Origin of the sequence: Janthinobacterium violaceinigrum, assembly GCF_009208555.1 — a bacterium.
GTDB lineage: Bacteria > Pseudomonadota > Gammaproteobacteria > Burkholderiales > Burkholderiaceae_D > Janthinobacterium > Janthinobacterium violaceinigrum.
The window spans coordinates 1-25246 of sequence record NZ_WFLI01000022.1 but is presented as its reverse complement, the minus strand read 5'-3'; the positions used below and the strand labels follow the sequence as shown (position 1 = coordinate 25246).

Below are 25246 nucleotides of genomic sequence, written 5' to 3'. Positions count from 1 at the left end.
GGTCATCATTTAGGCAAATCCTTCATCTCGAATATGAGTTCAATCTCGCGTTCCACGGTGCCGTCTTTTTTCTTCGGCAGTGGCGACGATTTATTAATGGCGTTTTCCACCGAGCTGTCATACGCCGGCAGGCCGCTACTTTTAATCTTTCGGACCGAAATAATTTCCCCAGTTGGCAGTTGCTCGATCTTGAACACGGCGCGCGGGTTGCCCGGCACGTCCGTGCTACCGCTGTACGCGATATTGCTCTTGATCTTGCTCGTCAGGGCAGCGACATAGCCGCTGTCCTTGCGTGGCGCGGTCGCTTTCGCGGCCGTGCCCGTCGTGCCGGCGCCCGCCGCGCCCGTGATGCGGCTCATTTCCGCGTCACGCGCCTTGTCGGCGGCTTTCTTTTCTTCCGCCGCTTTTTTCGCCTTGGCCGCTTTTTCCGCTGCCGCTTTTTTATCGGACAGTTCTTTCTCGGCTTTTTCTTCCGCCGCTTTTTCTTTCTCTTTGGCCAGCTTGGCTTTCTCCAGCTTGTCGGCCTTTTCTTTTTCCAGCTTTTCAGCCTTGTCTTTTTCTTTCTGCTTCTGCTTTTCCAGTTCGCGCTTTTCTTCCTCGCGTTCCTTCAATTCCTGCTTGCGACGTTCTTCCGCTGCCGCCTTGTCTTTTTCTTCCTTCAGCTTGGCTTTCTTGCGTTCCAGGGCGATCTCCGCCTCGCGCAGGTCGACCTTCGGCTCGGGCGCGGCCACGGGCGGCGGTGGCGGCGGGGCCGGCTGTTCCACTTGCGGTTCCGGCGGCGGCGTTGGTGTCGGCTCCGGTGCCGTCGCCACCTCGGGCGGCGGCGCGGCCGTCTGCACCTGCATGTCCCATACTTCCGCTTCGACGGCCACCGGTTCCGTATTTTGCCAGTGTACGCCTACCCACAGGAAAAACAGCAGGCCAAGGTGCATCGCCAGCGCCAGGCCCAGCGAGGGCCAGCGGCTGCGTTCGCGCGGCACGCGGTAGGGCTTGCCGAGTACATGGTCGATTTGTTTGGTCTGCAAAGTCTAGTCTATCTAAAAACGGTCAAGTCTGGAAACAGGATGCTGCGCTTACTTGGTGGCCAGGCCGACGCGGGTAATGCCCATCTTTTTCGCTTCCGAAATGAGCTGGATCACATCGTCGTACTTGCTTTCCTTGTCGCCCGCGATCATCACGGGATACTCGGGATTGGTTTCGTGCAAGCCGCGCAGCTTGCGCAGCAGGGCGTCGCGATTCGGTTCCGTTTCCGGCGCCTGCTGCTCCTTGTCGATCAGGCCGATCGACAGCGAGCCATTCGGCTTGAGCACGATCTGAATATAGTCATCGGGCGGTTTCGCCGACTTTTCCGCGTTGGGCAGGTTCACCACGCTGGGATTGTTCGACGACGGCATCACCATGAAAATGATCAGCAGCACCAGCATCACGTCGATATACGGCACGACGTTGATCTCGGATTTGAACTTGCGGCCGCGGCCGCCCCGCATGCCGCCGCTATTGAATGAGGAACCCATGGACCTTGCTCCCTCTTAGCGCGACTGGCGCTGCAGGATGTTGGAGAATTCCTCGACGAAGCTCTCGAAGCGGATCGCCAGGCGGTCGATGTCGTGCGAAAAACGGTTGTAGGCGACGACGGCGGGAATCGCCGCGAACAGGCCGATGGCGGTGGCGATCAGCGCTTCGGCAATGCCGGGCGCGACGGCGGCCAGGGTGGCTTGCTGCACGTTGGCCAGGCCGCGGAACGCGTTCATGATGCCCCACACGGTACCGAGCAGGCCGATATAGGGCGAGACGGAGCCGACGGAGGCGAGGAAGGCCAGGTGCGATTCGAGCACGTCCATTTCACGCTGGAAGGCGGCGCGCATGGCGCGGCGGGCGCCGTCGAGCACGGCGCCGACGTCCAGCGCTTCGCGCGAACCGTACGATGCCTTGCCCTTGATGAATTCGCCCATGCCGGCATCGAAGATGCGGGCCAGTGCGCCGCTCTGGTCGCGGTTGCCGCTGGCGCTTTGATGCAGCGCATGCAGGTTGCCGCCGGCCCAGAAGCTGCGTTCGAATTCGATGGTCTGCTTGCGCGCCTGGCGCACGGCAAACATCTTGCGGAAAATGTAGGTCCAGCTGGTCAGGGAAATCAGCAGCAGCAGGGCCATGATCAGTTGCACGATCAAATGGGCATTGGAGATGAGCGCGAGGAAAGAAAGATCTTGTGTAACGTTCATTGGCTGGCAGTCTGTTGGGTGAATTGTCCGGAGGTGGCGGGTAGGGCTCAGGCGGCGCGCATGCGGGCCGCTACTGCATCAGGCACGGCGCGCGGGCGCAATGCCGAGTCGACGCAGCCGATCTTGACGCGGGCCGTGTTCAGCAGGCGGTCGCCGCACCAGGCTTGTTGCAGGAAAACGATGGAGGCACGCCCCATTTTTTCTATGCTTAATGTTAATCTTACCGTGTCATCGAGCCTGGCTGGCGCATGATAGTCGGCGTTGACGCTTTTGACAACGAACATCGCGTCGTGCTGTTCCAGCAATTCCTGCTGGCCCACATCGATGGCGCGCAGCCATTCGGTGCGCGCGCGTTCGAAGAATTTCAGGTAGTTCGCGTAATACACGATGCCGCCGGCGTCGGTGTCTTCATAGTAGACACGTACGTTCCAGGTAAAGACTGAAGGCATGTTTATTGCGCCAGTAGTGAGATTGAGCAACATTTTACGCGATTTTTCTTCTTGTGACTGTGGGCGCTTGCTGGAAAGCCATGCAAAAGCAGCATATAAGTTGCACCGCAGCATTGTAAATCCGGGGTGCACAATGGCAAGCCTCGTAACATACGCTTACATGGCGCGGCCAGGTTTAAGTTCAGCTTAAGAGCGGCAGCCACGCCCGGGGCGGCCTGCGGCCTTGCCCGGGCTGCGGCGGCGCGCGGCGATTATAGCGGCACCGCTGCATTCCTTGCTCAATTTGGGCACTTAACTTACAATTTGACTTCCATTACGTCTCACGTGACTGGCGAAAAGTCGGCGATCTGCCTGAATGGCGATCGGCAAACCGGCGAAAGGTGGGCATCCACCGGGAAACGTGAGATTTTTCATCAGCCGTTCGCCTGGGTAGCCACTATGGAAAAGCACGAAGAGGCTGCCTGTCCAATGTTGTTATTCACTTAACGCCGGCTCCCCTCATTCGATCCAACCTGCCAGTACAAGCACCCTCATACTTGGAGTTTTTACATGTTTGCAAAAGATCACAACCTCGCCAACGTCGACCCTGAACTGTTCGCCGTCATTCAAAAAGAAAACGTGCGCCAGCACGATCACATCGAGTTGATCGCGTCGGAAAACTACACGTCGCCAGCCGTAATGGAAGCGCAAGGCTCGCAACTGACGAACAAGTACGCCGAAGGCTATCCAGGCAAGCGCTACTACGGCGGCTGCGAATACGTGGACGTGGCCGAGCAACTGGCCATCGACCGCGTCAAGCAGCTGTTCGGCGCCGAATGCGCGAACGTGCAGCCGAACTCCGGCTCGCAGGCAAACCAGGGCGTGTTCTTTGCCATGTTGAAACCAGGCGACCTGATCATGGGTATGTCGCTGGCCGAAGGCGGCCACCTGACCCACGGCATGCCGCTGAACATGTCCGGCAAGTGGTTCGACGTGGTGTCGTACGGCTTGACGGCGGAAGAAGACATCGACTACGAGGCGATGGAACGCCTGGCGCGCGAACGCAAGCCCAAGCTGATCATCGCCGGCGCGTCCGCGTTCTCGAAAAAGATCGACTTCGAACGCTTCAGCAAGATCGCCAAGGAAGTGGGCGCCTACTTCATGGTCGACATGGCTCACTACGCCGGCCTGATCGCCGCCGGCCTGTACCCGAACCCGGTGCCGTTCGCCGACTTCGTCACCTCGACCACGCACAAATCGCTGCGCGGCCCCCGCGGCGGCATCATCCTGATGAAGGCCGAACACGAAAAAGCCATCAACTCGGCCATCTTCCCCGGTATCCAGGGCGGCCCGCTGATGCACGTGATCGCCGGCAAGGCCGTCGCCTTCAAGGAAGCGCTGAGCCCTGAATTCGTCGAATACCAGAAGCAAGTGATCAAGAACGCCGACGTGCTGGCAAAAACCCTGATCAAGCGCGGCCTGCGCATCGTCTCCGGCGGCACCGAATCGCACGTCATGCTGGTCGACCTGCGCGCCAAGAACCTGACGGGCAAGGAAGCCGAAGCCATCCTCGGTTCCGCGCACATCACCTGCAACAAGAACGGCATCCCGAACGACCCGCAAAAACCGTTCGTCACCTCGGGCATCCGCCTGGGCAGCCCGGCGATGACGACGCGCGGTTTCAAGGAAGCGCAAGCGGAAGAAGTGGGCAACCTGATCGCCGACGTGCTGGACAATCCGCATGACGCCGCCACCATCGAGCGCGTGAAAGCGGCCGTGAAAGTGCTGGCCGACGCGCACCCTGTGTACGCTGCATAATTATTTGTCCAGAATGTGTCATACGGAGTAAGATTCTGTCTGACACATTCCAGTCGTGCCCCAGGGCGCCCGGAGTGATTCGGGCGCCCTTTCATTTAAGGGCGGCGATTTCCCGTAATTATTACTATAAAGTTGTATCCAGCCCATGAAATGTCCATTTTGCCAGCACGGCGATACCCAGGTTCTCGATACGCGCGTATCGGAGGAAGGGGATGCCATACGGCGCCGCCGCCGTTGCGGCAAATGCGACAAGCGCTTCACCACGTACGAGCGCATTGAACTTATCATGCCGGCCGTCGTCAAAAAGAATGGCAGCCGGACGGAGTTCGCTGCGGATAAGTTGCGCGGCAGTTTGATGCTGGCCTTGCGCAAGCGCCCCGTCGCGGCCGCCTCCGTGGATACGGCCATCGCATCCATCCAGGAAAAACTGCTGACCAGCGGCTTGCGCGAAGTCGATTCCGGCTATATCGGCGAACTGGTCATGCAGGAACTCAAGCGTCTGGACAAGATCGCTTATATCCGCTTCGCTTCCGTGTACAAGAATTTCGAAGACCTGGCCGAGTTCCAGGATGCGATTGCCGAAGTGGGACAGGCCCGCAGCAAGCCCTGACGCTTGCTCGAAGCTTCTTGTTCGACGACGGGGCCGATCGCGCGCTCCGTTTCCACCACGCCAGCGCCCGCCTGGCAAGCGGCCTGATCAATCCGGGCGCGGTCTCTCTCCTCACTTTTCCCTATTTTGCAGCGACGTTTGCGCTGCCTCATGCCTGAGTTTTTGCGCGCGCCTATCTTGTAGCTGGGCCGGGCGTTTGTGCGGTTCCGGTCCGGGTTTGACTCTGTCAGCAGGAGAAGCTCATGCACAGCGGCACGCGTGGTCCCATGGATGGCAGCAGCCTCGTCGAGGTGCTGGTATCGCTGCTGCTGTTGGCGCTGGGCCTGCTGGGCGCCAGCATCGTGCAACTGAATGCCCTGCGCGCGCGCCATGAATCGGCATTGCTGTCGGCGGGCGTGCAACTGGCCGCCGGCATGGCCGAGCGCATGCGCGCGAACAGCGTGCTCATGTATGGCCCCGATGGGGGCAATCCTTATCTGAACGTGGCCTACGCGGCGGCGGACGGCGCCGACGCTGGCGGCGCGCCGGACTGCTTTGGCGCCGCCGCCTGCAGCGGGGCCGACCTGGCGCAATTCGATATCGCCGAATGGAAACAGCAACTGCAATCGGCCTTGCCCGGCGCGCGCCTGCGTATCTGCCGCGACGCCCCTGCGTGGGATGCCGCCGCCCAGGGCTTGCACTGGGCTTGCAGCGGCGGCAAGGGCGCGCCCATCGTCATCAAGCTGGGCTGGCGCGGCCGCCTACCCGATGGATCGCCCGCCGTGAATGGGGCGGGCGAGTCGCTGCCCAGGCTGGCATTCCAGCTGGGGGGAGGGGGCGCATGAACGGCGTGCACGGCATGCACGCTGACAGGTGCCGGCATCGCGGCATGAGCCTGGTCGAATTGCTGGTGGCCCTGTCGCTGGGCGCGCTGCTGATGCTGGCCGCCAGCGCCATGCTGCTGGCGGCCAGCGGCAGTTACGGCGATCAGTCCGCCAGTGCGCGCCTGGACGACAATGGCCGCTATGCGCTCGATGCCATCGCCCGCGCCGTGCGCCAGACGGCGTACGTGAATTGGGATAGCAGCGCTGCGCCCGTCGCGCATGCCGACTACGACAGCGCCAATGTCGCGGGGCTCGACGCGCATAGCCTGGGCAAGAACAGCGAAGGCATCAGCGGCGCGTTGCCCGATGCCGTGCATGGCAGCGATGTGCTGGCCCTGCGCTATTACGGCGCCGGCAAGGAAGAGGGCGGCGACGGTTCCGTGCTCAATTGCGCCGGCTTTGGCGTGGGCGCCGCGCAAACGGAGGCGCAGCGGGGCTGGAGCATTTTCTATGTGGCCCAGGGCGCCGATGGCGAGGGCGAGCTGCGCTGCAAATACCGTGGCGCGAACGGCTGGGGCGCGGACGCCGTGATCCGTGGCGTCGATGGTTTCCAAGTGCTGTATGGCCTCGACACGGATACGCCGCCCGACGGCGTGGCGAACCGTTATGTCAACGCCAGCGCGCTCGACGCCTACGATGCGGCGCTGGTGCTGGCCGGCGCGGATGCGGCAGCGCGCCAGCGCGATTTTCACCGCCGCACGCACTGGAAACGCGTGGCCAGCGTGCGCGTGGCGCTGCTGCTGCATGGCGAGGCGGGCCAGGTGGACAAGCTGGCGGAACTGGGGCCGGCGCAGTTCGACCTGTTCGGCCCGGCGTATGCGGAGGCGCACGGCGACGACGACACGGGTGTGCGTATCGCGCGCGCGGCCTTGCCCGCCGCGACGCGTTCCCGGCTGCGGCAACTGGTGCAGATGAGCATCGTGCTGCGCAACGGGCCGGCCTAGGCGGGCGACGTGATGGCCGGCGCGGGCGTCCGTGGTTGCCTGCCCGGCTGCGCTGCTGGCGCAAGGAGGCGGGGCGCGACCCTCGTGTATGTGCTGTGCCTGTTGGTGATCATTTTGCTGCTGGGCATATCGGCAGCGCAGATGGCCTTGCAGGGCGAAAAGGCGGCGCGCGGCGAGCGCGACCGGCAGATCGCGTTTCAGGCGGCGGAGGAGGCATTGGTGGATGCGCAGAACGATATCGAAGGCTTGCCCGGCGCGCCGGGACGCAGCAGCCTCTTCGCGCCGGACAGTGCGGCTGGGTTCGAGGCTGGTTGCGGTGAGGGAGGCGCACTGGGCTTGTGCCTGCCCGCACCACCGGATGCGCCGGCGCTCTGGCTGAGCATGGACCTCGATGGCGCCGAAGGGGCAAGTGGCAGCCGCACCGTGCCGTATGGCCAGTTTACGGGCGCGATCATGCAGACGGGGCAGGGTTTCCTGCCGTCGCGCCTGCCCCGCTACCTTATCGAACTGCTGCCGTTTCACCCGCCCGGTGCCCAAGCGGCGGCCGTGGCCGGCAGCTTGGCCACGGAAAGCTATGTGTACCGCATCACGGCCATCGGTTTCGGCGCGCAGGAAAGCACGCAAGTCGTGCTGCAAAGCTACTACCGCAAGCAGGCGGCCGGAGCGGGACCATGAGGGCTTTATCGTCCGCTGCATGGTCTGCTGCATGGTCCGCTGCTTTGTGGTCCGCTTTGTCGTCTGCCTGGCGGCAGGCCTGCCGCGTTTCGCTGTTGCTGCTGGTGGCCGGCTTGGCCAGCCTTACTTGCGGCCCCGTTGCGGCTGCCGCCGCTCCCCCGGTGGCGCTGGCGCGAGCCGACGCGGGCTTGCACGGCGCCAGGGTGCCGCCGAATCTGCTGCTCAACCTGTCCCTCACGCATGCTGCCGCCGCTGCCGCATATGGCGGCGAGTATGCGCCGCAGCGCGAGTACCTCGGTTACTTCCATGCGCGCATGTGCTACAGCTATCCGTATCGCAGCAAGGATGGCGTCATGCTGCCGGACTTGCGCGTAGCGACCGCTTACTTCTCCGCGCTGAAGCCGGCCGATGCGCTGCACGGTTGCGGCGGCGACAGTTTCAGCGGCAACTTTCTCAACTGGGCCGGTACCAGCATGCTCGACATCGTCCGTTATGCGCTGACGGGCGGCGACCGCGTCATCGACGAAGTGCGCAAGACGGTGCTGCAGCGCGCCTACCTGCCCGATGCCGATGGTCCCGTCGACTTCTTTGCCCATCCCGTCTTTTTTCCGCGCAAGGTCTTGCAGACTGGTGTGTCGGCGGCGACGCCGTTTGCGCTGTCGCAACTGGCCATTGTTTCCTGTCGTAATCGCCTGCTGTTCGGCGATGCCAGCGTCAGCCAGCCTGTGGGCGGCTCGTGCGATACCCCCGGCGCCGCAGCCACGCACGGCGTGTTCCTCGCGCGCGTGCGCGTATGCGACGCTGTCGAAGGACCGCTGCGCGACGACTTGTGCCTGGCGTATGGCAAGAACTACAAGCCCGTGGGCGCCGTGCAGCGCCATGGGGGCAGGGTGCGCGTGGGCGTGTTCGGCCACTTGAACGACGTGTCCGCCAGCGCCGGCCCCGTGTATGGCGGCGTGCTGCGCGCGCCGCTGGCCCATGTGGGCAGGCAGCGCTGGGCGGCGCCCGATTTTTTGCCGCAAGATAATCCCGACGCCGAATGGAATCCCGTCACCGGCGTGTATATGGCCCAAGCCCCATCCCACCTTGAGGCCCAAGGCGCGGGCCCTGGTGGCGGGGTGACCGCTTACATCAATGGCCTGGGCCGCAGCAATGCCGGGCATCCGGGCGCATACGCGGGGGCGGCGCCGCTGGCCGAATTGCTGTACGAATCGCTGCGCTACCTGCAGGGCAGGCAGGCGAGTGTCCTGGTACCGCCCGCCACGGCCTCGCCTGCCAACGATGGCGGCTTGCCGGTCGTGACTCCATGGAACGACCCGCAAACAGCCAGCTGCCAGCGCCACGTGGTCGTCAGCCTCGGTGATGGGGGCATGGCGGGCGACCGTTACGTGCCAGGCAATGTTCCAGTCATTCCCGCCGCGCCCGGGGATCGCGCCCGCGCCGCGGATGGCTTTGCGCCGCCCCCGTTCGATGCGATGGCCTGGACGCATGCGGTGGGCAGCCTGGAAAGCGGCGCCGCGCAGGGCAATCCCGCGCCACGGCCCGAACTGGCGGCACTGGAACTGCTGGCCGATGGCGCGGGCGGTGCCAGCTACCATGCGGCGGGCCTGGCCTATTGGTCGCATGTGCAGGCGCTGCGTCCTGGCGGCAAGAAAGACGGCCTGGCGCACGTCGAACACTATGCGGGCGACTTGCGCCAAGGCGATCCGGCGGCCGTGCCTGCCGCCACGCCCGCTGCTACTCCCTTGTTGCTGGCGGCAAAATATGGCGGTTTTCTCGATGCGAACGGCGACGCCAACCCTTACAAGAGCACGACGGGCAGCGCGCTGGAAGAGTGGAGCCTGGACGGCCGCTGGCCGGCCCACTACCTGCCCGGCAGCGATCCGGCCGCCCTGATCGGGGGATTGCGTGCGGCCTTTGCTGCCGCCGACAAGGGCAGCTTGCCCGCGATGCTCGCGGGGCCGGCGCTGATGGCGCTGGCCAGCGGCACGGAAGACGCATACTGGTTTCACACGCAGATGCGCCTGGCCGATGGCGCCATGACCTTGTCGCGCAGCGCCTTTGCCGTGGGGGCCGATGGCGCACTGTTTCCCGGCAAGCCATTGTGGATTGCAGGCGGACAGGATAAGCCCGTGCCGGATGGTGCGTCCGCATCCTTGCGCCCCGTCTATACGCTCGACGCCAAGGGCAGCCTGATGCAACTGGCATGGCAGCGGCTCGATGCGGCGCAGCGCGGCGCATTCGACGGCGGCGATGGTCAGGGCGAGGCGCGCCTGGCATATCTGCTGGGCGAGCACACGCACGAGGTGGGCCAGCCAGGGGGATTCCTGCGGCGCCGTTCGGGCAGCCTGGGCGCCGCGCCGCATGGCAATTTGCTGTACGTGGGCGCACCAAGGCTGGGCATGCCGGGCGCCGGCTATGGCTTGCACCGCAAGTTGTTGCTGCAGCGGCGCAAAATGCTGTACCTGGGCGCCAACGATGGCTTGCTGCATGCGGTCGATGCGCGCACGGGCAGCGAATTGTTTGCCTATCTGCCGCAAGCGCTGCTGCATGCCGCAGCCGCCGCTGCGAGCACTCACTACAGTCCCGGACCGCTACTCGACGGCGCCGCGGCCACGGCGGAAGTACTGGCGCTGGGGCGCTGGAAGACGGTACTGGCGTCCGGCATGGGCGGCGGGGCGCAGGGCGTATTTGCACTCGACATCACGGACCCGGCGCGCTTTGCGCAAGACGGGGCGCTGTGGGAATTCACGGACCGCGACGATAAGCTGATCGGCAACGTGCGCGCGCCGCCCGCCTTTGCCCGCATCAATATGGGCGGCAAGGATGGGGCGGTGGCCTACCGCGATTTTGCCGTCGTCGCCAACGGCTACAACAACCATGTGGACGACGGCAAGGACACGACGGCGCCCGCTTCCGCCGCCGCCATCTTCCTGCTGGCGCTGGACAAGGTGCCCGGCACGCCGTGGGTGTTGGGAAGTAATTACTTCCGGCTCAAGGTGCCCGTGGCCAGCGGCGGCGACGGCAGCCAGGGGGGCGATGCGGCTGCGGATGGCGGCGCCAGCGCAGACGCCGTGTCCCACGCGCTGGGCCCGCCCGCCGTGGTGCCGGGCAGCGATGGTGCGCTAGCCTACGTGTATGCGGGCGATTTGCAGGGCAATATCTGGCGCCTGGATATGACCGACGGGCCGCCGTGGAAAGATGGCCAGGGACGCAAGCTCGTGTTTGTTGCGCGCGATGCGCAGGGCAGGCGCCAGCCCGTGACGCAGCAGCTGACAGTGGCGTATGCGCCCGATGGCGGTTATCTGCTGCTGTTCGGCACAGGTAAATTGGTCGAAGGGGCCGATACCTGGCCTTCCGCCTTTTTGTCGCAGTCGTTCTACGCCGTGCACGACGATCTGCGGGAGTCGTCGCCCACACGCAGCCGCGCCGACCTGGAGCGGCGCAGCCTGGGCGAGGCGGTGGACGGCGTGCGCGTCGATGGTGCCGAGCTGCGCTATACGGGCAGCGACGCCATGCGCGGTTGGTACCTCGATTTCATGCACAGCGCGCAGACGGGCGAACGCAGCATCAGCAGTCCCGTGCTGGCTGCCGGCAAGGTGCTGTTCAACACCGTCCTGCCGGGACGCGATCCTTGCGCCAGGCCCGCCACCCGCCTGTACGTGCTCGATGTGCTGAGCGGCTTTGCCGCCGATGGCGCCGGTGTCGTGCAGGCGGGCGCGCAGACGGGGCGTCTGTTCGATGGCCTGGCGCGGGCGCCGCCGCTGGCGTTGGAACTGAACAGTACGGTGGGCGCCGTGACGGCGGCAGGGCGGGCCGAGGGGCGCAAGGAACTGGCCGTGCTGCAGCCGGGCTTGCCCGCTGCGGCCAGCGGGGCCGGGCTCAAGGTTGTCAGCGCGCCGCTGCTAGCCCGTCGCCTCAGCTGGCGTGAAGTGGCGAACTGGCGCGAATTGCACGAAGCGGCCAAGAAAAAATAGACGTGGCCAGGCAGGCGCCTTACGCCGGCATATTGCAAGCTGACCAGGCGCAGGCCACGCGTGAGCCGGCCTGTCGGATCGACGGGCAACTTTTTGCGAAGGGGCAGGCATGGGGGCGGTGGCAACGCGGAACGTGTCTGCTGCAGGCGATGCAGGTGACGCCGGCGCAAGTGGTCGCGCGGGTGGAAATGCCGGTGGCAGTAAGGACGCTGGCAATAAGGATGCTGGCAATAAGAACGTTGGCGCGGGTGGCAGGATGAGAGGCAAGGGCGGCAGCGCATGCGGGGTCGGGCAGCCAGTTCCGCACCCGCGTCCCTGTGCGCCGCCGTGGCCGCGCGCGGGAGCCGCCGGTGCCGGTGCTACCCCTGCCGCAGCTGTGACACTGGCCGCCATCGCGGGCTTCAGCCTGATCGAGTTGCTGGCCGCACTGGCGATCACGAGTCTGCTGCTGGCGCTGGCCGTGCCCGCCTACCAGGGCCATGTTGTGCGCGCCAAGCGGGTGCAGGGGCAGGCAGCCATGCTGCGGCTGATGCAGCAGCAGGAGCGCTATTATTCGCAAAATAATCACTACCTGGCTTTTTCCTCCGTGTCGCCCGCGCCGCAGGCGCAGCAATTTCCGTGGTGGTCAGGCGAAGGACCGGCTGCCGCCAGCGCGTATGAAATCGAGGCGCTGGCCTGTCCCGGCGTGACCATCGGGCAATGCGTGCTGCTGCGGGCCATGCCGGGCACGGCCAAGGTCGATGCGCAATTCCGGGATGCCGATTGCGGCGTCCTGTCCCTGAGCAGCACGGGCCAGCGGGGCAGCAGCGGCCCGGCCAGCCATTGCTGGCCCTAGGCCATGGCCGCGCCGGAGCGGGTACGCGGCTTGGGTGACTCACTTGCATGCCGCCTTTCGCCGTCCTGCGGCCGGCACTGGTTTGCCCGTTCGCGCAAGCGGCCGCCTCGGGCCGGGCATACCTTGCTCGAATTGCTGGCCGTGCTGGCGATTGCGGCGCTGCTGGCGGCCGCGGCCTTGCCCAGCCTGCAGCAGGTGCTGGCGCGCCAGCAGGTGCGCGCGGTAGCCACGGACTTGTTCTCGGCCATCGAATTGACGCGGGCGCAGGCGATGGCGCGGGGCCGGCGCGTGCTGCTGATGCCGGCCGGGCCTGGTGGCACGGACTGGCGCACGGGCTGGCTGGCATTCATCGACAGCAATGCCAACCTGGTTTTCGATGACGGCGACGAATTGCTGTTGCGCCAGGGGCCGCTCCCTGCGGGCATCACGGCCCAGTTCGCGTTTTCGTCGGCCACGGCGCCGTTTTATATCGCCTACAATGGCGCTGGACGCAGTTGCAGCGCGACCAATAGCCTGGCGGCGCGCTGGGGCACCTTGTCCCTGACTTTGGGAAAGCAGGTGCGCCATATTAAAATCAATATGCTGGGCAGGGTGCGCGTGTGCGATCCGCAGCAGCAGGCGGCCAATTGCAGCGGCGTGGCCGACAGTTCGTAGCAAGACTCGCCTCTTGGCGATTACCGATTATTCACCTTCAAAGAAGCCCGTGGAAATACTCAACGATATCGATGGCATGCGCCTGGCGCTGGAATGGGCGACACGCGGTTTATACACGACCTCGCCGAACCCCCGCATCGGCTGCGTGATCGTCAAGGATGGCCAGGTGATCGGCGCCGGCGTGACGCAGGCGGCCGGGCAGGATCATGCTGAGGTGCAAGCGCTGGCCAATGCAGCCGCGCGCGGCAACGACGTGCGCGGCGCCACGGCCTACGTCACCCTGGAGCCGTGCAACCACCATGGCCGCACGCCGCCATGCTCCGATGCGCTCGTGCGCGCGGGGCTGGGGCGCGTCGTGGCCGCCATGACGGACCCGAATCCGCTGGTGGCGGGGCAGGGTCTGGCCAAGCTGGAAGCGGCCGGTATTGCCGTCACCACGGGCGTGCTGGCCGACGAGGCGCATGAAATGAATATCGGCTTCTTTTCGCGCATGCAGCGCGGCAAGCCGTGGGTGCGCATGAAAACGGCGGCCAGCCTCGATGGCATGACTGCCTTGCACAACGGACAAAGCCAGTGGATCACGGGACCGGAGGCGCGCGCCGACGGCCATGCCTGGCGCGCGCGCGCCTGCGCCATCCTGACGGGCATAGGCACCGTCAAGGCCGACGATCCGCAACTGAACGTGCGCGCCGTCGAGACGCCGCGCCAGCCGCGCCGCATCGTCGTCGACAGCCGGCTCGACATCAGCCCCGATGCGCGCATCTTGCAAGGCGGCGGCACATGGATCGTGGCGGCTGTCGCCAACCCGGAGAAGCAGGCGCAGCTGCAGGCGCTGGGCGCGGAAGTCATCATGTTGCCGAATGCGGCCGGCAAGGTCGACCTGGCCGCGCTGATGCTGGAACTGGGACGCCGGCAAATCAATGAAGTCCACGTCGAGGCCGGCTCCAAGCTGAACGGCTCGCTGATCCGCGAAGGCTGCGTCGACGAGCTGCTGGTCTACCTGGCGCCCACCTTGCTGGGCGATGCGCAAGGCATGTTTGCCTTGCCCGCATTGACGGACCTCAAACAGCAACGCACTTTGCAATTCCACCAGGTTCAGCAAGTGGGCGCAGATTTGCGTATCCTTGCAAGATTCGCCGAACGCAACTAATACGCAACGCATACTTTTACATTTTTATAGGGTTAGCTCCATGTTTACAGGAATTGTTGCCGCCATTGGCAAGATTGAAACCGTGCAACCGCTCGACGGCGGCCTCGATGCAGGCGTGCGCCTGAACATCCATGCAGGCGGCTTGCCGCTGGCCGACGTGGCCCTGGGCGATTCGATCGCCATCAATGGCGCTTGCATGACGGTGGTGGAAAAGTCGGACACGGGCTTTGCCGTCGATGTATCGCGCGAAAGCCTCAATTGCACCGTGGGCCTCGATACGACCACTGAAGTGAACCTGGAAAAAGCCCTGACCCTGGCCGAACGCCTGGGAGGCCACCTGGTGTCCGGCCACGTCGATGGCCTGGGCATCGTGCGCAAGTTCGAGGCCGTGGGCGAATCGTGGGAACTGGTGATCGAAGCGCCGCACGAACTGGCAAAATACCTGGCCTTCAAGGGTTCCGTCGTCGTCAACGGCGTGTCCCTGACCGTCAACCGCGTGGAAGACCTGGGCGCGGGCGCCGTCAACGGCTGCCGCTTCTCGATCAACCTGATTCCGCACACGATCGCCGTGACGACCTTGAAGCACCTGACGGTCGACGGCAAGGTGAACCTGGAAATCGACCTGATCGCCCGCTATGTCGAGCGCATGTTGTCGCTGGATAAGTGAGCATAAGCTGCGCCCGGAAGGGCAGGTGTTGACAGAGATTAACCTGCCTTGCTGAACAGCATACGCCAGACCTTGCGGCGCAGCGGCAGCTTGCCGATGTCCGCCCATCTGCACAGCGCTTTTTCAATGGAGACGCACGCCGCGCAGATGGCGGCGATGCCGCCTAGTATTACCGCCATTGCCCCCGCGACCATGGGCTTGTAGTCACTGGGCACCGCGGCGTGGAGCGCAATGCCCGCCAGCAGCAGGGCGATGGCGCTGCGGCCCGTATAGTATTGCCACACCGCTTTTTGCGTGAAAAAGCGGTCGATGACCCAGCTGGAAAACGAGCTGGAGCGCGCCTGGGTTCCCATTTGTGTGCGGATGGCAATAGCAAGTTCATCTATTGTCAGCGGACCCTGCGCCATCTCCTTCTTGACTGCCTCGATGACCTTGTGCGCGCGCTGGCGTTCCGTTTCGCGGTAGCGTCGCGGGGCCACGCGCAGCCATTGCGTTCCAATGGTGAACACCGTCAGATCGCCCAGGGTGGCGCCGATCCTGCCGGCCATGAAATAATGGTCGGCCAGGCTCCACAAGGCCAGGAAGGGCGCGCCATGGTGCCCCTTGTAGCCGATGCCGGCACCTGCAATGGCATGGCACAGCTCATGCGACAGCACCAGCTCGGGATTACTGATGTTCTGCGTGACCATTATTTCATGCCGCTCGCGCCGGTATTCTCCCAGCAGCACGCGGCCGCCCACTTTCAGCGATGGCGTCACTGTCAATGCCGGCGGCCTGGCGATTCCCCAATCGCGGCACAGGGCCGCGTACACCTCCTCGATGCCCGCGTTCGCTGCCGCCGGGGCAGGTGCTGCCGGCGTCGTTGGTATATCGGCTTCCAGTTCCGGTTCATTCAGCATGTTGTTCCTATATGGCAAGATCGTGGCAAGCGTATTCTATCGTTGAAAGTTACTCTCTAGACATGTTTCCGTATGCGCCAATTGTGCGATGCAATGCTGCAAGACGCGCATAATATGGTTTTCCGCAGTGAGGGCTAGCCATGGACCCGATTTCGCGCGCAACCGTGCCCAATACCATCCCGGCCACGTCCCGCGTGGGCGCAACGGCGCCTTTGGCGCCGCTGGCGCCGGCGCTGCCCGTGCCGTCGTCCAGCGCGGCGGCCCTTGCCATCCTGTCATCGACCCAGGTCGACATCTCTCCGCTGGGCCAGTTCCTGTCCGGCGTGGCCTTGTCGCGCCGGCAACTGCTGGCCTTGCAGGGCGCCACGGACGAGGCCAGGGCGGCGAATACCCCCGTGAACGTCAATGACGACTTGCTGGCATTGGCGCGGCAGCTGACGGAATCGTTTGCCCAGCTGCAAACGAGCGGCATCGATGCCAGCCAGCTGGCGACGGCCGGCGACACGCCGGGCAGCCTGGCGCAGCGCTACGATTTGCTGTCGGGCGACGGCACCACGGATGCGGCCGCCGCGCTGGCGCAGGATGGCAGCTTGCTTACGCAAGCACGGCTGGCCAGCATGGGCATCGATTTGCGCAATGAAGATGTCGATGTTGCAACGTTGCAGGCTGCGTATGCGGCCGACAGCCGTGCCACCCTGGATGCCCTGCAACAGGGAACGGACGTGCTGGCGCAAGTGGGCGCCGTGCTGGCCCAGCAGCAGGGCGCGCCGCTGGCCGCCGTCGTCGAAGCGGATTTGACGGGTGACGCACAGCCTGCGCTTGCCGCATTGGCGGGGCAGCAGCTGGCCGTGGCGCAAGGCGAGCCGCCGCAAACGGCCGCCATTGCGCAGCGGCAACTGGAACTGCAACAGCAGCTGGAAGCGGAAGAACTGAACCTGGATTTGCAGGGGCTGCGGCCGTCACCGGCGCCGCTGGCGCCAGCCGCAGCAAGCGGCCAGGACCTGCCGCAGGCGCAGCGAGCCGATAGCCAGCGCGTGGATGCCCAGCGCCTGGACGCCGAACGCGTGGATGGCGACCGCATCTATGCCGATCAGCAGGCGCAGCAGCAGGAAGCGGCGCGGGTGGACGAGCTGCGCCAGGGGCAAGTGCAGCAGCAGGGCTTGCAGCAGCAGGCGCAAGCGGCCGCGGACGATGCCGTACGGGCACAGCTGGCCGCCAGCGATGCGCAGATGGCGGCCCAGGCGGCCAGCGACCGGGCGCAGGTGCTGGCACGCGCAGCGCAGGGGCAAGCCGATGCGGGCCTGGCGACGGAGCAAGCCCAGCTGGCCCAGCAAAATGCCCAGGCGCAAGAGCTGGCCGCGCAAGCCGCGGGCATGGCCGTGCCGCTGCCTTCCTCGCAAGACCCGTCCGTGGCGGCCGCCATTGCCGCGTATAACCTGAACAATGCAGCCCTGAATCCCGGCCTGATGAACCGGCCATTGCCGGCCAGCGACTCGCGCCTGCCGCTGGTGGCGCCGGTGGCGCCCGTGGAACCCGTCAAGCCCGTGGATAAAATCTAGGGCAGCAGGGTGGCGTCCAGCGTGATCGTGGCTTTCAGCAGCTTCGACACGGGGCAGCCGGCCTTGGCCTTGCCCGTCAATTCCTCGAATTTTGCCTGGTCGGCACCGGGAATTTTTGCTTTCAGGATCAAATGGACGGCCGTGATGGCAAAGCCGTCGTCCACCTTGTCGAGGGTGACTTCGGCCGTCGTCTCCATCTTTTCCGCCGTCAGGCCCGCTTCGCCGAGGATCAGCGACAGGGCCATGGTGAAGCAGCCCGCGTGGGCGGCGCCGATCAGTTCTTCCGGATTCGTGCCGGGCTTGCCTTCGAAGCGGCTGGCAAAGCCGTAGGGATATTCGTGCAAGGCGCCGCTGCGCGTGCTGATGGCGCCCTTGCCGTCCTTGATGCCGCCTGACCAGATGGCCGATCCGTTGGTTTTCATGTTGCCGCTCCTGTGTGGGGATAATGCGTAACAAGCGCCCGCTGCGGCGGGAACCGCGGGGCGCGGAGGATGAGTCAGTGTGCTGACCCGCCAATCTTATGCGGTTCACAAGGCGGACGGCGCGCGTTTTGCCGCCGCCGTTTGCGCTGGATCGCAGAATCGGCGCTTTGTGGGGCCGTTGGGACGGGCGCCAGCGCATCGGTGTTGCCGGGCTGTCTTATTTCAGGTCTGTCAGCGCTAAATCCTTTAAAATAGCAGGTTATAAGAAAATTCCCGGAAATTCGCGGAATCTTCGCACGCGATGTTTCAGTTTCAGTTTTTAGTTTCATTAACAACGCCCGGCAAAACCGTCGCGAGCGCAAGGGCAAGGTGGCCGAGAAGCGCAACCGTACGAAGGTACGGTGAGCATCGCAAGCCGCCTGTACCGACGCGCAGCAGGTTTGGCCAGGCGTCTTACGAGGATGAATGATGTCAATTTCCAGCACCGAAGAGATCGTCGCTGAATTGCGCGCCGGCCGCATGGTGATACTGGTCGATGAAGAAGACCGGGAAAATGAAGGCGATCTGGTGCTTGCCGCCGATTTCGTGACGCCTGAAGCAATCAATTTCATGATTACCCATGCCCGCGGCCTGGTGTGCCTGACCCTGACGGAAGAGCGTTGCGACGAGCTGAACCTGTCGATGATGACGTCGCGCAACGGCACCGCCTACGGCACCAACTTCACCGTGTCCATCGAAGCGGCCGAAGGCGTGACGACGGGCATTTCCGCCGCCGACCGCGCGAAGACCATCCAGGTCGCCGTGGCCAAGGGCACGCAGCCCAGCGATATCGTCCAGCCTGGCCATATCTTTCCGCTGAAGGCGCAAAAAGGCGGCGTGCTGATGCGCGCAGGCCATACGGAAGCCGGTTGCGACCTGACGGCCATGGCCGGCCTGACGCCCGCGTCCGTGATTTGCGAAATCATGAAGGAAGACGGCACCATGGCGCGCCTGCCGGACTTGCTGGTGTTTGCCGAGCAGCATGGCCTGAAGATCGGCACGATTGCCGACCTGATCCATTACCGCAGCCAGACGGAGTCCCTGGTCGAGCGCGTTGCCGAGCGCACCCTGCACACGGCGCATGGCGAATTCCGTTTGATCGCCTTCCGCGACAAGCCGAGCGCGTCGGCCCACCTGGCCCTCGTGCATGGCGACCTGGCCCCCGGCCTGGAAGCGCTGGTGCGCGTGCACCAGCCCGTTTCCCTGCTGGACGTGCTGGAAAGCGAAGCGACTACCCACTCGTGGACGGTGGCCGCCTCGATGGCCGCCATCAAGCAGTCCGAGCGGGGCGTGATGGTCTTGCTGAACTGCGGCGAGACGTCGGGCGAGCTGTTTGCCCAGTTCGCCGCGCTCGATACGCCGCAAGCCAAGCCGAAAGGCCGCGCCGCCAGCATGGATCTGCGCAGCTACGGCATCGGCGCACAAATCCTGCGCGACCTGGGCGTGAGCAAGATGCAATTGCTGGCCAGTCCCCGCAAGATGCCGTCGATGGCCGGTTTCGACCTGGAAGTAACGGGTTTTCAGTGCCATCCTGGCCAGAACGCCTAACTAAATCTACTGCGCGTCGCGATTTGCGGCCTGCGATGCTCACTGTACTACCGTACAGTTGCGCTTCTCGGCCACAAATCACTGCCGCTCGCTACGATTTTGTCAGGCGTTGATGTGAGAGTAAACGATGGCGGCATGTGCGTGCCGCCCTGAACCACCAGATTAAAGAGGCTTATGATGACCGTAGGAGCATACGAAACTAATTTTGCCGGCGAAGGTTTGCGCGTCGGTATCGTCCAGGCACGATTCAATGAAATCGTCGGTGGTGGCTTGCTGTCGGCATGCCTGGAAGAGTTGAGCAAGCTGGGCGTGGCCGATGAAGATATCCTGCACGTGACCGTGCCGGGCGCCCTGGAAATCCCACTGATTCTGCAAAAAATGGCAGAAACCGAGCAATTCGACGCCCTGATCGCACTGGGCGCCGTGATTCGCGGTGAAACCTACCACTTCGAGCTGGTATCGAATGAATCGGGCGCGGGCATCACGCGCGTCGGTCTCGATTACGGCATCCCCATCGCCAACGCAGTGTTGACGACGGAAAACGACGAGCAGGCGGAAGTACGCATGCTGGTCAAGGGTGCCGAAGCGGCACGCGTGGCAGTGGAAATGGCCAATCTGGCGCAAGCGCTGGAAGAGTTGCAAGACACAGACGAGGATTAATCGTGCTTGCGCCGCAGCGTGCTGCCTGGCAGCGCGCCGCGGTATTCGTCACTATTTGCAGTAAATACGTATTTAAGAACAGGTAACAATCATGACTGAGAAAAATTTGCTCGCCAATCCCAGCAAAAACCGCACGCCGCGTCACCGCGCGCGCGAGTTTGCGCTGCAGGGCTTGTACCAGTGGCTGCTGAACAATGAAGACGCGACCACCGTCGTGAACAATATTCGCGCTGCGCATGGCTTCGACAAGGCGGATGGCGATCATTTCACGGTGCTGCTGTACGGCACCATCAAGGACTCGCTGGCGCTGCGCGACAGCATGGCACCCTTGATCGACCGCAATATCGCGGAACTGTCGCCCATCGAACACGGCATCCTGCTGATCGGCGCTTTCGAGCTGAAGAACAACATGGAAATCCCGTACCGCGTCGTCATCAACGAAGCGGTCGAGCTGGCCAAGTCGTTTGGCGGCATCGACGGCCACAAATATGTGAACGGCGTGCTCGACAAGCTGGCAGTGAAATTCCGCGAGGAAGAAGTCAACGCCAACAAGCGCAAGTAATAGAGAGCAGTTCCTGTGGCCAGTGCCGCAGGGCAATAAAAAAGCCACCGGCACTTGCGTGCGGTGGCTTTTTTACTGGGTGATGCTTTTTGGATGCCCCTGTGAGGGCTTTTAAAGGGTCACAGGCCGGCGATCTCGTTGTGTGGCAGCACTTTGATGGTGATGCCGCTTTCCGCTGCAGGCGCCTTGGCTGGCGCTGGCGTGTTCGATGCCATCACCGGCGTCGTGGTCGGCACGCGCTGGCCGGCCGACACTTGCTTCAGGCGGCGGTATTCGGCCAGCACGCGCGAGCCGTAGCCCGAGTCGGTGGCGAAGTTGGCGGCGCCCACATAGGTTTTCAAGCCGGCTTCGACGGAACCGCCACGCGTGACGTAGTCCTTCAGGATCAGCGAACCGACGCGGATGTTGGCGACGGGGTTCAGCGCTGCTTGCACGCCGCCCATTTCCTGGAAGCGCTCATGGTGCACTTTCGACATGACTTGCATCAAGCCTTGCGCGCCCACGGGGCTTTCCGCGAACGGGTTCAAGCCCGATTCGATGGCCATCACGGCCAGGATCAGCAGCGGGTCCAGCTTGATTTCACGGGCCGTCAGGTAAGCCGTCGACACGAGCATATTGGTGGCGTCGTTGGCCACGCGGTAGCGCTTGGAGAGCCAGTTGGTGACCCATTGCTGCTGCTTTTGCGTGCCCAGCAAGGCTTTTTCTTCCTTGGTCAGGGGCGCGTCGTTGGCGGCGGCCGTTTGCACGGAAGCAGGTGCTTCCATCAGTGCGGACAGGGCCGGTGCTTCGACGGCTTGCGCCTCTGCCATGGGCAGCGGGAACAGGCTGTGCGTCAGTTGCTTGCCCAGGTCGGGGCGGAACATCAGCAGGGCGATCAGTGCCAGGGCGGAAATGCCGAAGACTGTCAGAGTGTGTTGTGCAGTGGTCAATACGCCACGTGCTGAAATGGCCTGTGCGCGGGCGCGCAAACGCGCCAACGCTGGCTGGCCAGCCACGGTTGAAGCAGGCAAAGCTGCTTCGGTGCTACGATGAGTCATAGAGTTCCCCGAAATGTCGCGTCAACAGGCAGTCCCTCCGCGGTCTCGCGGTGTTGTGGGTACTGCCAATGCCGTGCATCAGAAATATCATCGTTTCCGCCGCGTATGGATGCGTGCGAGAAACGCCGTCATTGCTTGCTTGAGCTGATCGGTCCCATGCTGGTATTGGATCAGTCGCAATACAACTTTTACCGGGGGTAAGGCAGACGCCTTTTGAAAACACTCCTTAAAATGTCATGTGGAGCCCCGACTCCGTGAATGAAAGAGAAACGCTAAAATCAAGCTCTGGGCCGGCGTGCTCTTTCAAGTTGGGCGAATTGTAGAAGCCGTTTTATATCAAGTCAATACTAACGAATCGTTTCTTTATTACTTTTATGTCTTACTTTTTGACTTGCATTGTGCTAAAAGCCAATAAAATCAATTACTTGGCATAGATCCTTCAGCAACGGCGTCCGACGTCAAAAAAAATTAAAAACACATGAAATATTCAGATTTGCGAGATTTTATTTCTCAACTGCAACAAATGGGTGAACTTAAGCCCATTTCGACCCCCATTTCACCGATTTTGGAGATGACGGAAGTTTGTGACCGCACCTTGCGCGCAGGCGGACCGGCCTTGCTGTTCAACAATCCGACGGGATACGACATGCCGGTGCTGGGCAATCTGTTCGGCACCACGCGCCGCGTGGCGCTGGGCATGGGCGCGGAAGATGTCAGCGAGTTGCGCAAGATCGGCCACGTGCTGGCGCGCCTGAAGGAGCCGGAGCCGCCGAAGGATTTCAAGGATCTGCTGGGACTCGGTTCGTTGGTGAAATCCGTGTGGGACATGTCGCCGAAAGAGCTGCGCGGCGCGAAGTGCCAGGAAATCGTCTGGGAGGGTAATGACGTGGACCTGGCGCGCCTGCCCATCCAGCATTGCTGGCCCGGCGACGTCGCTCCCCTGATCACGTGGGGCCTGGTGATCACCAAGGGCCCGAACAAGAAGCGGCAAAACCTGGGTATCTACCGCCAGCAAGTGCTGGGACGTAATAAAGTCATCATGCGCTGGCTGGCGCACCGGGGCGGGGCGCTGGACTTCCGCGAGCACGCGATCCAGAGCAAGGGCAAGCCGTATCCGATCGCCGTGGCGCTCGGTGCCGATCCCGCTACTATATTAGGGGCTGTCACGCCCGTGCCGGACAGCCTGTCCGAATACCAGTTCGCCGGCTTGCTGCGCGGCAGCCGCACGGAGCTGGTGAAAGCCATCGGCAGCGAGCTGCGCGTGCCCGCATCCGCCGAAATCGTGCTCGAAGGCCATATCTACCCGGACGAAAACCATCCGAGCGGCTACGAGCACGCGCTGGAGGGGCCGTATGGCGACCACACGGGCTACTATAATGAGCAGGACAGTTTCCCCGTGTTTACCATCGACCGCATCACCATGCGCCGCGACCCGATTTACCACTCCACGTACACGGGCAAGCCGCCGGACGAGCCGGCCGTGCTGGGACTGGCCCTGAACGAAGTGTTCGTGCCCCTGCTGCAAAAGCAGTTCAGCGAAATCACGGACTTCTATCTGCCGCCCGAAGGCTGCAGCTACCGCATGGCCGTGGTGCAGATCAAGAAGCAGTACGCGGGCCACGCCAAGCGCGTGATGTTCGGCGTGTGGAGTTTCCTGCGCCAGTTCATGTATACCAAGTTCATCGTCGTCGTCGACGAAGACGTCAATATCCGCGACTGGAAGGAAGTCATCTGGGCCATCACCACGCGGGTCGACCCCATCCGCGATACGACCCTGGTCGACAACACGCCCATCGATTACCTGGATTTCGCTTCGCCGGTCAGCGGCCTGGGCAGCAAGATGGGCATCGACGCGACGAATAAATGGCCGGGCGAAACGACGCGCGAGTGGGGCACGGTGATCGCCATGACGCCGGAAGTGAAGGCCAGGGTGGATGGCATCTGGCAAGAGCTGGGGCTGTAGAACGGCTGGGGTCAGACCCTCAACACCGCTGACGCAAAGGTCATTGCCAACTTGACCGGGGGTCTGACCCCGGATTTCAGCTTGCTTCCCCAATCTTGCGCAGGTCGGGTATAATTGTCCCCGGCGGGCCCCTGCGCATCGTGGCATGGCTAACCTGGTCAGGTCGGGAACGAAGCAGCCACGGCTATTAACCATGAGTGCCGCAGATCAGGCTCGCCTCCTTCGGGAATGTTTTATCAGGATCAACAATCAAGCTGCCATGGGCAGCTTTTTTGCTTTTGCGGCGCCATTTTCTTGCCGATCCGCAGCATTGCCGGGCTTGCCGTGTTTTCCATATTTCCAGCTGGCCATGTTATACAATTGCTGCTTTGCCGCGTTTGCCATATTGGAATGGCCCGGCCATGAGGCTTGCGCCCGCCGCGCAGGATCACCCGCAAAATCGCATGGTAAAATCTCAGCATGTCCTATCAAGTCCTCGCCCGTAAATACCGCCCCAAGAATTTCGAGACGCTCGTCGGCCAGGAGCACGTCGTGCGCGCGCTCACGCATGCCTTGCACAGCGGCCGATTGCATCACGCCTACCTGTTCACGGGCACGCGCGGCGTCGGCAAGACGACCCTGTCGCGCATCCTGGCCAAGTCGCTCAATTGCATCGGCCCCGATGGCACGGGCGGCATCACGGCCCAGCCTTGCGGCGTGTGCGAAGCGTGCACGGCGATCGATGCGGGACGCTTTGTCGACTATATAGAGATGGATGCGGCGTCGAACCGCGGCGTCGATGAAATGGCGCAGCTGCTCGAGCAAGCCGTGTATGCGCCAAGCAATGCCCGCTTCAAGGTCTATATGATCGATGAGGTGCACATGCTGACGAACCACGCGTTCAATTCCATGCTGAAAACCCTGGAAGAGCCGCCCGAGCACGTCAAGTTCATCCTGGCCACGACGGACCCGCAAAAGATACCCGTGACGGTGCTGTCGCGCTGCCTGCAGTTCAACCTCAAGCAGATGCCGCCCGGCCACATCATCAGCCACCTGGACAATATCCTGGGACAGGAAGGCATTACCTTCGAACAGCCGGCCTTGCGCCTGCTGGCCCAGGGCGCCCACGGTTCCATGCGCGATGCGCTGTCCCTGACGGACCAGGCCATCGCGTATGCGGCCGGCGCCGTCACCCTGGATGCCGTGCAAGGCATGCTGGGCGCGCTCGACCAGTCGTACCTGGTGCGCCTGCTCGACGCGCTGGCGCAGCAGGACGGCGCCGACTTGCTGGCCGTGGCCGACGAGATGGCGTCGCGCAGCCTGTCGTACAACGGCGCCCTGCAGGACCTGGGCACCTTGTTGCACCGCATTGCGCTGGCGCAAACCGTGCCCGCCGCCTTGCCGCAGGATCTGCCCGAATACGCGGACATCGTGCGCCTGGCCGGCGCGTTCGACGCGGAAGAAGTGCAGCTGTTTTACCAGATCGCCGTGCATGGCCGCAATGAACTGGGCCTGGCGCCCGACGAATACGCGGGCTTTACCATGACCTTGCTGCGCATGCTGGCCTTTCGGCCCGGCATAGGCGGCGCCGATGGCGTGCCGGCCGCACCGGCCGCAGCCACGGGCAACCCCAAAAGAACAGTCGCGTGGAGGATCCTCGACGCCCAATATTTCGGAGTGGCCCAACGACGCCGTCGTGTGTTCGTTATCGCAAGTGCTGGAGAAGGGTTCGATCCCG

The 25246-nt window shown here is 63.5% G+C and carries 23 protein-coding genes, 1 other RNA gene and 1 riboswitch; of the genes, 17 read left to right on the top strand and 7 right to left on the bottom strand.

The genetic code is table 11. The features are described from left to right. Positions 1-5: 5 nt before the first annotated feature. From tolA to ybgC, 4 genes are read right to left on the bottom strand one after another with little or no spacing between them, the layout of a single operon-like run. Complete coding sequence (gene tolA, locus GCN75_RS18165; protein ID WP_152283697.1) at positions 6-1025, bottom strand: cell envelope integrity protein TolA; 1020 nt, start codon at positions 1023-1025, stop codon at positions 6-8. Positions 1026-1073: 48 nt separating this feature from the next. After that, entirely contained in the window at positions 1074-1514 is a 441-nt protein-coding gene (locus tag GCN75_RS18160) for an ExbD/TolR family protein (RefSeq protein ID WP_226941451.1), read from the bottom strand. 15 nt (positions 1515-1529) lie between these two features. After that, entirely contained in the window at positions 1530-2219 is a 690-nt protein-coding gene (gene tolQ / locus GCN75_RS18155; RefSeq protein WP_071078726.1) for a protein TolQ, read from the bottom strand. Positions 2220-2266: 47 nt separating this feature from the next. Continuing rightward, positions 2267-2668, bottom strand: coding sequence for a tol-pal system-associated acyl-CoA thioesterase (gene ybgC / locus GCN75_RS18150; protein ID WP_046682324.1), 402 nt, complete (start codon positions 2666-2668; stop codon positions 2267-2269). Between the two features lie 314 nt (positions 2669-2982). Further along, positions 2983-3106: riboswitch (ZMP/ZTP riboswitch) on the top strand. 111 nt (positions 3107-3217) lie between these two features. Between ybgC and glyA the strand changes: the two genes are divergently transcribed. The 10 genes from glyA (at position 3218) to GCN75_RS18100 (ending at position 14840) form a co-directional block, all read left to right on the top strand. After that, positions 3218-4465, top strand: a complete 1248-nt coding sequence (gene glyA, locus GCN75_RS18145; protein WP_086146070.1) for a serine hydroxymethyltransferase — start codon at positions 3218-3220, stop codon at positions 4463-4465. A 145-nt stretch (positions 4466-4610) separates the two neighbouring features. Then, the gene (nrdR, locus tag GCN75_RS18140) at positions 4611-5075 is read left to right on the top strand and encodes a transcriptional regulator NrdR (protein WP_071078724.1); all 465 of its coding nucleotides are present in this window, start codon (positions 4611-4613) and stop codon (positions 5073-5075) included. A gap of 242 nt (positions 5076-5317) precedes the next feature. Then, positions 5318-5899: a type IV pilus modification protein PilV gene (pilV, locus tag GCN75_RS18135; RefSeq protein ID WP_152283696.1), complete on the top strand. Its 582-nt coding sequence runs from the start codon at positions 5318-5320 to the stop codon at positions 5897-5899. Then, positions 5896-6882 carry a PilW family protein gene (locus GCN75_RS18130; RefSeq protein ID WP_319633298.1) on the top strand — a complete coding sequence of 329 codons (987 nt, stop codon included), beginning with the start codon at positions 5896-5898 and terminating at the stop codon, positions 6880-6882. The genes pilV and GCN75_RS18130 overlap by 4 nt, the downstream gene beginning before the upstream one ends. 12 nt (positions 6883-6894) lie before the next feature. After that, complete coding sequence (locus GCN75_RS18125; protein ID WP_152283748.1) at positions 6895-7557, top strand: pilus assembly PilX family protein; 663 nt, start codon at positions 6895-6897, stop codon at positions 7555-7557. A gap of 113 nt (positions 7558-7670) precedes the next feature. Next, on the top strand, positions 7671-11534 hold the full coding sequence (locus GCN75_RS18120; RefSeq protein ID WP_152283695.1) for a pilus assembly protein: 3864 nt from the start codon (positions 7671-7673) through the stop codon (positions 11532-11534). Positions 11535-11910: 376 nt separating this feature from the next. Beyond that, entirely contained in the window at positions 11911-12369 is a 459-nt protein-coding gene (locus GCN75_RS18115) for a type IV pilin protein (protein WP_226941450.1), read from the top strand. A gap of 30 nt (positions 12370-12399) precedes the next feature. After that, the gene (locus tag GCN75_RS18110) at positions 12400-13023 is read left to right on the top strand and encodes a GspH/FimT family protein (protein ID WP_405002826.1); all 624 of its coding nucleotides are present in this window, start codon (positions 12400-12402) and stop codon (positions 13021-13023) included. Positions 13024-13099: 76 nt separating this feature from the next. Next, positions 13100-14173, top strand: coding sequence for a bifunctional diaminohydroxyphosphoribosylaminopyrimidine deaminase/5-amino-6-(5-phosphoribosylamino)uracil reductase RibD (gene ribD, locus GCN75_RS18105; protein ID WP_405002828.1), 1074 nt, complete (start codon positions 13100-13102; stop codon positions 14171-14173). A gap of 40 nt (positions 14174-14213) precedes the next feature. Beyond that, the gene (locus GCN75_RS18100; protein WP_152283691.1) at positions 14214-14840 is read left to right on the top strand and encodes a riboflavin synthase; all 627 of its coding nucleotides are present in this window, start codon (positions 14214-14216) and stop codon (positions 14838-14840) included. A gap of 38 nt (positions 14841-14878) precedes the next feature. On the opposite strand, the gene GCN75_RS18095 is transcribed toward GCN75_RS18100, so the two are convergent. Beyond that, positions 14879-15739, bottom strand: a complete 861-nt coding sequence (locus GCN75_RS18095) for a hypothetical protein (RefSeq protein WP_152283690.1) — start codon at positions 15737-15739, stop codon at positions 14879-14881. Positions 15740-15879: 140 nt separating this feature from the next. Between GCN75_RS18095 and GCN75_RS18090 the strand changes: the two genes are divergently transcribed. Further along, on the top strand, positions 15880-17298 hold the full coding sequence (locus tag GCN75_RS18090; RefSeq protein ID WP_152283689.1) for a hypothetical protein: 1419 nt from the start codon (positions 15880-15882) through the stop codon (positions 17296-17298). Here GCN75_RS18090 and GCN75_RS18085 read toward each other — a convergent pair. Next, complete coding sequence (locus GCN75_RS18085) at positions 17295-17720, bottom strand: OsmC family protein (protein WP_152283688.1); 426 nt, start codon at positions 17718-17720, stop codon at positions 17295-17297. The genes GCN75_RS18090 and GCN75_RS18085 overlap by 4 nt on opposite strands. Positions 17721-18188: 468 nt before the next feature. On the opposite strand from GCN75_RS18085, the gene ribBA reads away from it, so the two are divergent. From ribBA to nusB, 3 genes are all read left to right on the top strand, one after another. Then, positions 18189-19307: a bifunctional 3,4-dihydroxy-2-butanone-4-phosphate synthase/GTP cyclohydrolase II gene (gene ribBA / locus GCN75_RS18080; protein WP_152258066.1), complete on the top strand. Its 1119-nt coding sequence runs from the start codon at positions 18189-18191 to the stop codon at positions 19305-19307. Positions 19308-19484: 177 nt separating this feature from the next. Further along, positions 19485-19967: a 6,7-dimethyl-8-ribityllumazine synthase gene (ribH, locus tag GCN75_RS18075; RefSeq protein ID WP_034759563.1), complete on the top strand. Its 483-nt coding sequence runs from the start codon at positions 19485-19487 to the stop codon at positions 19965-19967. A gap of 91 nt (positions 19968-20058) precedes the next feature. Further along, positions 20059-20529 (top strand): transcription antitermination factor NusB, encoded by a 471-nt coding sequence (gene nusB / locus GCN75_RS18070; protein ID WP_071324693.1) that lies wholly within the window; start codon positions 20059-20061, stop codon positions 20527-20529. A gap of 119 nt (positions 20530-20648) precedes the next feature. On the opposite strand, the gene GCN75_RS18065 is transcribed toward nusB, so the two are convergent. Further along, the gene (locus GCN75_RS18065) at positions 20649-21566 is read right to left on the bottom strand and encodes a transglycosylase SLT domain-containing protein (RefSeq protein WP_193317147.1); all 918 of its coding nucleotides are present in this window, start codon (positions 21564-21566) and stop codon (positions 20649-20651) included. Between the two features lie 478 nt (positions 21567-22044). On the opposite strand from GCN75_RS18065, the gene ubiD reads away from it, so the two are divergent. From ubiD to dnaX, 3 genes are all read left to right on the top strand, one after another. Continuing rightward, complete coding sequence (ubiD, locus tag GCN75_RS18060; RefSeq protein ID WP_099387068.1) at positions 22045-23529, top strand: 4-hydroxy-3-polyprenylbenzoate decarboxylase; 1485 nt, start codon at positions 22045-22047, stop codon at positions 23527-23529. A gap of 122 nt (positions 23530-23651) precedes the next feature. Then, an RNA gene (ffs, locus tag GCN75_RS18055) (signal recognition particle sRNA small type) lies at positions 23652-23750 on the top strand. A gap of 238 nt (positions 23751-23988) precedes the next feature. After that, the coding region (gene dnaX, locus GCN75_RS18050) for a DNA polymerase III subunit gamma/tau (protein ID WP_152283687.1) at positions 23989-25246 on the top strand (1258 nt) is incomplete at its 3' end.

What these genes read in the sequence shown, in the direction of transcription:
- GCN75_RS18125 (WP_152283748.1), top strand. Translation starts at nt 6,895, where the DNA reads ATGGCCGGCGCGGGCGTCCGTGGTTGCCTGCCCGGCTGCGCTGCTGGC.
- GCN75_RS18130 (WP_319633298.1), top strand. Translation starts at nt 5,896, where the DNA reads ATGAACGGCGTGCACGGCATGCACGCTGACAGGTGCCGGCATCGCGGC.
- GCN75_RS18160 (WP_226941451.1), bottom strand. Translation starts at nt 1,514, where the DNA reads ATGGGTTCCTCATTCAATAGCGGCGGCATGCGGGGCGGCCGCGGCCGC.
- GCN75_RS18100 (WP_152283691.1), top strand. Translation starts at nt 14,214, where the DNA reads ATGTTTACAGGAATTGTTGCCGCCATTGGCAAGATTGAAACCGTGCAA.
- GCN75_RS18090 (WP_152283689.1), top strand. Translation starts at nt 15,880, where the DNA reads ATGGACCCGATTTCGCGCGCAACCGTGCCCAATACCATCCCGGCCACG.
- GCN75_RS18065 (WP_193317147.1), bottom strand. Translation starts at nt 21,566, where the DNA reads ATGACTCATCGTAGCACCGAAGCAGCTTTGCCTGCTTCAACCGTGGCT.
- ribD (WP_405002828.1), top strand. Translation starts at nt 13,100, where the DNA reads ATGCGCCTGGCGCTGGAATGGGCGACACGCGGTTTATACACGACCTCG.
- GCN75_RS18095 (WP_152283690.1), bottom strand. Translation starts at nt 15,739, where the DNA reads ATGCTGAATGAACCGGAACTGGAAGCCGATATACCAACGACGCCGGCA.
- ubiD (WP_099387068.1), top strand. Translation starts at nt 22,045, where the DNA reads ATGAAATATTCAGATTTGCGAGATTTTATTTCTCAACTGCAACAAATG.
- nrdR (WP_071078724.1), top strand. Translation starts at nt 4,611, where the DNA reads ATGAAATGTCCATTTTGCCAGCACGGCGATACCCAGGTTCTCGATACG.
- nusB (WP_071324693.1), top strand. Translation starts at nt 20,059, where the DNA reads ATGACTGAGAAAAATTTGCTCGCCAATCCCAGCAAAAACCGCACGCCG.
- GCN75_RS18085 (WP_152283688.1), bottom strand. Translation starts at nt 17,720, where the DNA reads ATGAAAACCAACGGATCGGCCATCTGGTCAGGCGGCATCAAGGACGGC.
- tolQ (WP_071078726.1), bottom strand. Translation starts at nt 2,219, where the DNA reads ATGAACGTTACACAAGATCTTTCTTTCCTCGCGCTCATCTCCAATGCC.
- glyA (WP_086146070.1), top strand. Translation starts at nt 3,218, where the DNA reads ATGTTTGCAAAAGATCACAACCTCGCCAACGTCGACCCTGAACTGTTC.
- pilV (WP_152283696.1), top strand. Translation starts at nt 5,318, where the DNA reads ATGCACAGCGGCACGCGTGGTCCCATGGATGGCAGCAGCCTCGTCGAG.
- ybgC (WP_046682324.1), bottom strand. Translation starts at nt 2,668, where the DNA reads ATGCCTTCAGTCTTTACCTGGAACGTACGTGTCTACTATGAAGACACC.
- ribBA (WP_152258066.1), top strand. Translation starts at nt 18,189, where the DNA reads ATGTCAATTTCCAGCACCGAAGAGATCGTCGCTGAATTGCGCGCCGGC.
- ribH (WP_034759563.1), top strand. Translation starts at nt 19,485, where the DNA reads ATGACCGTAGGAGCATACGAAACTAATTTTGCCGGCGAAGGTTTGCGC.